General features: G+C 28.2%; 6 protein-coding genes. 4 read left to right on the top strand and 2 right to left on the bottom strand.

Features of this window, described 5'->3' with window-relative positions; translation table 11 throughout:
- Positions 1-483, bottom strand: a 483-nt coding sequence (locus ABUA17_RS07550) for an IS1/IS1595 family N-terminal zinc-binding domain-containing protein (RefSeq protein WP_349824096.1), incomplete at its 3' end; no start/stop codon positions are given.
- A 34-nt stretch (positions 484-517) separates the two neighbouring features.
- Between ABUA17_RS07550 and ABUA17_RS07545 the strand changes: the two genes are divergently transcribed.
- From ABUA17_RS07545 to glmM, 4 genes are all read left to right on the top strand, one after another.
- Positions 518-1,021: a hypothetical protein gene (locus tag ABUA17_RS07545; protein ID WP_055278041.1), complete on the top strand. Its 504-nt coding sequence runs from the start codon at positions 518-520 to the stop codon at positions 1,019-1,021.
- A gap of 326 nt (positions 1,022-1,347) precedes the next feature.
- Positions 1,348-3,180 carry a glutamine--fructose-6-phosphate transaminase (isomerizing) gene (gene glmS / locus ABUA17_RS07540; RefSeq protein ID WP_195951875.1) on the top strand — a complete coding sequence of 611 codons (1,833 nt, stop codon included), beginning with the start codon at positions 1,348-1,350 and terminating at the stop codon, positions 3,178-3,180.
- A gap of 119 nt (positions 3,181-3,299) precedes the next feature.
- Positions 3,300-4,232, top strand: coding sequence for an LCP family protein (locus ABUA17_RS07535; protein WP_055277868.1), 933 nt, complete (start codon positions 3,300-3,302; stop codon positions 4,230-4,232).
- Between the two features lie 33 nt (positions 4,233-4,265).
- Entirely contained in the window at positions 4,266-5,609 is a 1,344-nt protein-coding gene (gene glmM, locus ABUA17_RS07530; RefSeq protein ID WP_055277867.1) for a phosphoglucosamine mutase, read from the top strand.
- A 106-nt stretch (positions 5,610-5,715) separates the two neighbouring features.
- On the opposite strand, the gene ABUA17_RS07525 is transcribed toward glmM, so the two are convergent.
- The gene (locus ABUA17_RS07525) at positions 5,716-8,733 is read right to left on the bottom strand and encodes a glycoside hydrolase family 2 TIM barrel-domain containing protein (protein ID WP_055277866.1); all 3,018 of its coding nucleotides are present in this window, start codon (positions 8,731-8,733) and stop codon (positions 5,716-5,718) included.
- Positions 8,734-8,941: the final 208 nt, after the last annotated feature.

Here is an 8,941-nt window from a genome sequence, read left to right as displayed (position 1 = left end):
ATTGGTGGTGTGATGTTTTACTATTATGTGATTACACTTCTTGTTATTGCACTTATAGCGATTGTAATGTTTATATGCATGATGTAAGTAAGTTCCCTTACCGCATCTAGGACATTTAGGATTATTAAGTTTAGGACGTCCGTCACCGTCGCCTAGGGCGAATTGGCGCTTACACTGCTTACATTGATACTTTTGTTTAGCCTGCTTATTCATACCAAACTTATATAGTTTATCAGAATTACAGCGTGGGCATTTTATATTAGTTTTGCTCATTGTTCTTCTCTCCTTTTCAAAGGGGGTATTATTTAGTCTCGCAAACTTATTGTATTTCCTTAGGTTGAGAAGAGCAATGTTCATATAACTTAACAGATCGGAAAGTGGTGTTATGGGGGCATTATGGTTTTTATATACATTATTAATAATTAGTATCATGGCACCTTTGTTATATAAATTAAGTTGGAAAATAGTAATGCCTATAGCCATATTATTAAATATATTAGTACCTAAATATAATTAAATGTTTTCAATAAGTAGAGCTTGCTTCTTTTTAGTATTCTATTTAATTGAAATGTATACTAGAGATATATATAATAAAAATGGTAATAATTTATTTAAGGTTAGAAAAATAAGTGTAATAATTTCTTTTGTTTTAATATTAATATATACATGTATTGTTAGTACAGGTGTAACTATTAATATTCATTTTAGTGGTTTATATTTATTTATATGTGGGATTTTGGGCGCCATATTATTGGTGTATATTGTAAACAATATATCTCATAATAGTATTATTGCTAAAATTTTATTGCTTTTAGGAAAACATTCAATGGATATATATTTATTTTCGTGGTTTTTCCAAATAGTATCTATGATAGTAATAGTTGAAATATTAAATATAACTAATTATAATATATTTTTCATTAGTAACATATTAGTAGGATCATTATGTCTTCCATTTTCAATATATATAATAAGAAATGTTAATATATTTAAATTATTGTTTTTAGGGCATAAAATCTAAATATGATTATTTTGTAATACTCAAATATTGATAAATATTTTTTATGTGTTATGGAATTACAGTTTAATTAAATAAGTTTATGTAAAAACGTAAGTGTATTGGTTTAGTTAAATAAAAATTAAATGAAGGTCATATTGAAAGAATATAGCAAAAAACTTTTAAAATTTATGTTAAAAGTTGTATGTTACTATTATTTTTATCAAAAAATATAACATAAATATGTTATAATTTGAAGAAGAAAATTTTACTATTATTATAAATGGATAAATAAGTAGAAAAAATACTCAAGTTATAATAATAAGAGTTAATAATAAGGAGAATAAAATATGTGTGGAATAGTAGGATACATTGGTAAAAGACAAGCAGCTGATTTATTAGTTGAAGGTCTTTCAAAATTAGAATATAGAGGATATGATTCAGCAGGTGTTGCAATCATAGAAGATGAAAGAATAAGCGTAAGAAAACTTAAAGGAAGATTAGCAAACTTAGAAAATGATTTAAAGGCTAATCCAATCAATGGACATATAGGAATAGGACATACTAGATGGGCAACTCATGGAGAGCCATCTGATGTTAATTCACATCCACATTCAAATGGAAATGCAACAATTAGTGTTGTACATAATGGAATTATTGAAAACTACATGAAATTAAGAGAGTGGTTAACTTCAAAAGGATATGAATTCTTATCTGAAACAGATACAGAAGTTATACCAAACTTAGTAGATTACTACTATAAAGATGGAAGAAATCTTTTTGATGCAGTAGTTAAGGCAACTTCAAAATTAGAAGGAAGCTTTGCAATTGGAGTTATTGCAAATAATGAGCCAGATAAAATTATTGCAGTAAGAAAAGATAGTCCACTTATAGTTGGATTAGGTGAAGAGGAAAGCTTTATAGCTTCTGATATACCAGCAGTTTTAAATCACACTAGAGATGTATATCTTTTAGAAGATAAAGAATTTGTTATCTTAACTAAAGATGGGGTTGAACTTAGAACTGAAGATGGTGAAAGAATTGAAAAAGAAGTTTACCATGTAACTTGGAATGTAGATGCTGCTGAAAAAGGTGGATATGAAGACTTTATGTTAAAGGAGATTCATGAACAACCAAGGGCAGTAAGAGATACGTTAGCAGGGAAGATTCAATTAGGAAAAGAAATTGAATTAGATAATGTTAAGTTTAGTAAGGAAGAATTAGAAAACTTTGATAAAGTTTATATAGTAGCTTGTGGTACAGCTTATCATGCAGGTGTTGTAGGTAAAACCGTTATTGAAAAACTTGCTAAAATTCCAGTAGAAATAGATGTTGCATCTGAGTTTAGATATAGAGATCCATTAATAACAGATAGAACTCTTATAATAGTAGTATCTCAATCAGGAGAAACAGCAGATACTCTTGCAGTATTAAGAGATGGTCAAAGACAAGGAGCTAGAGTTCTTGCAATAACTAATGTTGTCGGTTCTTCAGTATCTAGAGAAGCTGATGATGTAATTTATACATTAGCAGGGCCAGAGATTGCAGTTGCATCTACTAAAGCTTATGTAACTCAATTAGCTGCATTTTATATCTTAGGATTATACTTTGGTAGATTAAAGGAAACTATTTCGGTTGAAGAAGCAGAAGCTATTAAAGCCGAAATGTTAACTATTCCTGAAAAGATAGAAATAGCTTTAGAAATGAAGGAAGAACTTCAAAAGTATGCTGATAAACACTATAATCACAGAGATATTTACTTCTTAGGAAGAGGATTAGATTATGCAGTAGCAATGGAAGGTTCTTTAAAACTTAAGGAAATATCTTATATTCACTGTGATGCATATGCTGGGGGAGAATTAAAGCATGGACCAATTGCTTTAATAGATAAAGGAACTGCAGTTATTACATTATTAACTCAAGAAGCTTTAAAAGACAAGATGGTTTCTAATGTAAGAGAAGTTTCTACAAGAGGTGGAAATATTTTTGCAGTAGTTAATGAAGGAGACACTACAACTAAGGACGTTGTTGATTCTTTAGTTTATATTCCAAAGACTATTGATTTATTAACTCCAATGGTAAGTGTTGTACCACTTCAATTAATATCTTACTATGTTGCAAAGCAAAAGGGATGCGATGTAGATAAACCAAGAAACTTAGCTAAATCAGTTACTGTAGAATAGTTTTTAGTAATTAATAATTTAAAATGCGATATAAATCTATATTATATCGCATTTTATAATACTATATTAATAGAGAAAATAAAGGTATTTAAAAGGTAAGGAATTTGGGGGAAGAGAATATGGTAAAAAGTAAGAAGGTAGCTATATGGGCTACTTGTATAGCAGGTATTTTAATTTTTGTTTTAGTGGGAGCAACAGTTTTTTATGGAAATTATCTATTAAATAAAATAGATAAGGTTGAAATAGATAAAGAGAATGTTGGAATAACTGAAGAGGTTGAAGAAAAGCTATCTCAATATGATGATAAGATAACTAATATAGCTTTATTTGGAATAGATGCCGAAGATGGTGGAGTAGGTAGATCAGATTCTATAATAATTGCTACATTAGATTTTCATAATAAAAAGTTAAAGCTAACTTCAATAATGAGGGATTCTTATGTAGATATAGATGGATATGGAACAGATAAAATAAATCATGCATATGCATTTGGTGGAGCTGAGCTTGCTATCAAGACTTTAAATCAAAACTTTAATTTGAATATTGAAGATTTTGTTGCTGTAAATTTTACTACTATGCCTAAAATTATAGATAAAATAGGTGGAATAACAGTAGATATTACTAGTGAAGAAGTATCACATATTCAAGGAATAGAGAGTGCTGGTACTTATAATTTAACGGGAGATCAAGCTCTTGATTATTCAAGAATTAGATATGCTACTGGTGGAGATTATGTAAGAACAGAAAGGCAAAGAACTGTATTGACTAAAATCTTTGGGAAAATTTTAGCTATGAATCCAACTAAATATCCAGGATTATTAAGTGAAGTTTTACCTATGGTTAAAACAAACTTTAATTCAGCTGAAATATTGCAGTTAGGAACTGAAGTTTTATCTATGGGAGTAGCTTCATTAGAACAAGAGAGATTTCCTTTAGATGGATATTGCGAAGGAAAAATGATTGATGGAATTTATTATTTAACATTTGATAAGGATGCAACAGTAAATCAGTTACATGAATATATATTTGAAGATAAGAAAATCTGGGAATAAGATTAGATAAAAATAAAGATGAGGTAAACAGAAATGGGAAGAATGTTTGGAACAGATGGTGTTAGAGGAATAGCTAACACAGAATTAACTGCAGAATTAGCATATAATTTAGGAAGAGCAGGAGCTTATGTATTAACAGAAGGGACACATAAACCAAGAATATTAGTGGCTAAAGATACAAGAATATCAGGAGATATGTTAGAATCAGCTTTAGTAGCAGGTATACTTTCAGTTGGAGCAGAAGCTATAATTTTAGGTGTAGTGCCAACTCCAGCAGTAGCACACTTAACAAGAGAATATAATGCTGATGCAGGAGTAATGATTTCAGCATCACACAATCCAGTAGAATATAATGGAATTAAATTCTTTGATGGAAAAGGATACAAGTTATCTGATTCATTAGAAGATGAAATTCAAAGAGTAATAGAATGTGGATTTGAAGGAGTACCAAGCCCAGTTGGTGAAGGTGTGGGTAGAGTTTATAGAGAAGAATCTGCATTAAATGAATATATAGAATATGCAAAAAGTACTATAAAAACTGATTTTAAGGGATTAAAAGTTGCTTTAGATTGTGCTAATGGTGCTGCATATAAAGCTGCAGTTAAAGCTTTTAGAGCATTAGGGGCTAGAGTTTATGTAATTAACGATAATCCAGATGGGAATAACATAAATGAAAATTGTGGATCAACTCATATGGAAGAATTAATGGATTATGTTGTTAGAAAGAAATGTGATATTGGTTTTGCTTTTGATGGTGATGCTGATAGATGTTTAGCTGTTGATGAAAAAGGAAACATGATTAATGGAGACTTTTTATTAACGATATGTGCTAAGGCATTAAAAGAAGCTGGACAATTAAAGGATGATACTTTAGTAGTAACTGTAATGAGTAACTTAGGATTAGATATTGCTGCTAAAAGAGAAGGAATTAATTTAGTTAAAACTAAGGTTGGAGATAGATATGTTCTTGAAGAAATGCTTAAGGATAATTATGTATTAGGTGGAGAGCAATCAGGGCACATTATATTCTTAAACCATAATACTACTGGAGATGGATTAGTTACAGCACTTCAAGTAGCAGCAATAGTTAAGGAAAGTGGAAAGACTTTCAGTGAGCTTGCTGGAGTTATGAAGGAATTACCACAAGTATTAGTTAATGCTACAGTTCCTAATAATAAGAAGAATATATATTTAGAAGATGAAGAAATTGTTAAGGCTATTAATGAGGTTGAAGCTAAACTAAATGGAGTAGGAAGAGTTCTTATAAGACCATCAGGAACTGAACCATTAGTAAGAGTTATGCTTGAAGGGGAAAATCAAGAAGAAATAAATGAAATGGCTAATGGATTAGTTGATTTAATATTAAGTAAAATTTAATTAAACTAAAATGTAGTAAAGTAAATCACAACTTAAGAAGAGGAGTCAAGCTTTAAAGCTTGACTCTTTTTATGGGAATATATAGTACATAGATAAAAGATTAATATTATAAAAATTTTAAATAAAAATTATACGAAAATTCACTTTCATTAAATCTATATTCATCAGGTAAATCAGGACCACAGCTATTTGAGCCAATACCACTTTGCTTATAATCAATAATTAAATAAGTTAAATCCTCCTTATTTAATTCAAAATTATGGTCAGTATTAGTTAACTGATTAACAGAAAAATGTGAAGCATTAAAAGCAAAATCATTTTCAGATAAAACATAGATCGTTTTCTTAGTATTACTAATAGAAACTTCTCTACAGAAATGATGACTTCCATTTTCCTGAGGCTTTATATAATCTTCATGCATTTCAGAAACAGTAGAATTAAATCTGCCTAAATAACATGATGAATTTTTATCTATATAATTTTCATATGGGCCAAAGCCAAAGTAACTTACATGTTCATATGATTTATTTAATTTTAATTCTACTCCAAAGCGAGGTAAATAAGGAGTTTTCATATTTTTAACAGCTTTAATATCACAATTAACTAAACCAGATGAATAAATGCTCCATACTACTGTAAGATCAAGAACTTTTTCTCTATATGCTGGAATTAAACTTAAAGAACTAATTATTTCTACCTTATTTGAATATTCTTTAATTTCATTATTATATACATATGTTGTAATTTGATCAAAACCAGCTTCAATCCAATCATTTTTAATTTTTCTATCATTATCTGTAGGAGCTCTCCAAATAATAAAGTCCATAGGATTATCTATAAATACTTCTCCCAATGATTCGATAAAGTCAAAGGAACCAGTATTTTTATTATATATATAATTAAAATCTGAATTTGAAATTTTAATTTTATTAACGGATTCTTCTATATAAAACTTTTCAGCAGTAGCATTAATTTTTATTAGTTCAGCTAAAGATGATATATTTTCTGCTTCATTTTTTATAATAAATTGATCATGGCCTAAAATTGTATCTTTTTCATAAAGTGAATTATTATATTTTACACTGTATTCAAATAGTATAGTAACTATTCCCTTTGGTAAATTTGATATATTTAAGTCATACCATTTTTCTTCTTTTGCTTTTAGGCTTTCTAATATTAATTTATTAGATGAAAGTAAACAACCATCTAAATACACTTTATAAGTAATATCTAAGAAGTCATTGATATTTTTAAAATCAAGCATATTTTTTAGTTTGACTTTTTTATTAGTTTGGTCTAATTCTAACGCTCTTACAGGTCTGTTAACATTTTTAAATTCTAATAATCCTGTATGAGGAGTTCTATCAGGATAAACTAAACCATCAACACAGAAGTTTCCATCATGATTTATTTCTCCAAAATCTCCACCATATCCATATGCTTTTTTACCATCTTTATATTCTTTCATAAGTAGAGCATGGTCACACCATTCCCAAACATAGGCACCTGCAAATTCATCATGATTTTGAATAAGTTCATCATACTCATTTAATCCACCAGGGCCATTACCCATTGCATGTGCATATTCACATAATATTAATGGCTTGTCTATACCTTTTTTAAAGTAATCTTTAATTTCATCTATGCTTGGATACATTCTGCTAATAACATCAAGGTTAGAAAAATCATTTTTCCTTTCTTTATTAGCGTAAAATGCACCTTCATAATGTAATGGACGTGAAGAATCTAATTTTCTAGCATGTTTAGCTCCACTTTCAAAGTTGATTCCAAAGCCTGATTCGTTTCCAAGTGACCACATAAAAATGCAAGATCTATTTTTAAAAGGAACTATAGAAGAGTCAATTCTATCTACAATAGCATTTTCATAAGTTTTATCATCAGCTATCATATTATAATTATCTAAATATCCAGCTCCATATAATTCAACAACTCCATGAGTTTCAATATCAGCTTCATTCATAACATAAAATCCATATTCATCGCATAATTCATAAAAGATTGGAGATTTAGGATAATGAGATGTTCTTATAGAGTTAATGTTACATTCTTTCATTAATTTTAAATCACAAAGCAAGTCATCATAAGTAACGGCATATCCTTTAACTGGATCAGAATCATGGTGATTAACACCTTTCAATTTTATAGGAGTATCATTAATCTTTAAAATTGAATTTTCTATTTTGATTTCTCTCATTCCTATTTTTTCTTTTATAACTTCATTTTCTGTTTCTATTAGTAATGTATATAAATTAGGTGACTCAGCATCCCAAAGTTCTACATCAGTAATATCTATTTGTAAGTTATTATCATTTATGTCTCCAGAAGAAATTATAGTATTATCTGGATTTAATAAAGTATATTTAATATGTGGATTACCAATAGTTGAAAGAATTTTAAGATTTAATTTTCCTTTTTTAGATGATACGTTTACACTAGGAGTAATCTTATAATCAACAATTCTTGACTTTGATCTTGTTAGTATATATACATCTCTGAAAATACCTGACATTCTAAATTTGTCTTGGTCTTCGAAATAAGTGCCATCACACCATTTTAAAACTAATACTGTAATAGTATTTTTACCATCAACTAAGAAGTTTGTAATATCAAATTCAGATATGCTATGAGATATTTGACTATAGCCAACAAACATATCATTTATCCAAAAGTAAAAACATGAATCTACTCCTTCAAAGTTTATATGGTAATCATGTGATTCAGAATTTATTTTAAAATCAAATTCCTTTTTATAAATTGCACATGGATTATCCTTAGGTACAAAAGGTGGATTATAAGGAATAGGATATTTAACATTTATATATTGGTTATAATCATAGCCATTCATTTGCCAAACAGATGGCACATCAATTGAATCTGAAAGATTAATTTCGCTAATATTATTAAAGTCTTTAATTAATTGTAGGCTATTGAAATAATTAAATTGCCATATTCCATTAAGTGTAAAAAAACTAGTTTGCTTATTTCTATCCTTAATATTAATAGCTTCATCAGTATCAATAAATGGAACATAGTAACTTCTTCTTTGCATCATATTTACATGCAGCTTATAAAGATTTTCGTGGTATTCATTTAATAGTGGCATATTTCCCTCCTAATATATTTAATTTAATTATGGTATAATGAATCATAATTATATATAAGTATTTTTTTTAGTATTTTTTCTTGTAATTTAATATTAATATCCAGATTAATCTTTTGAAATAGTTATAAGGTTCTAAAATATGGTATAATGTTTCCATTATAATTTTGTGGTTAATAATAGGGGCCTTATTAAACTTTTATAAATGAGA

This window comes from Clostridium sp. RTP31139st1_H3_RTP31139_211217 (genome assembly GCF_040227035.1).
Lineage (GTDB): Bacteria > Bacillota > Clostridia > Clostridiales > Clostridiaceae > Clostridium > Clostridium saudiense.
The sequence above is the reverse complement of the archived record's forward strand: the minus strand, read 5'-3'. Positions and strand labels throughout refer to the sequence as shown.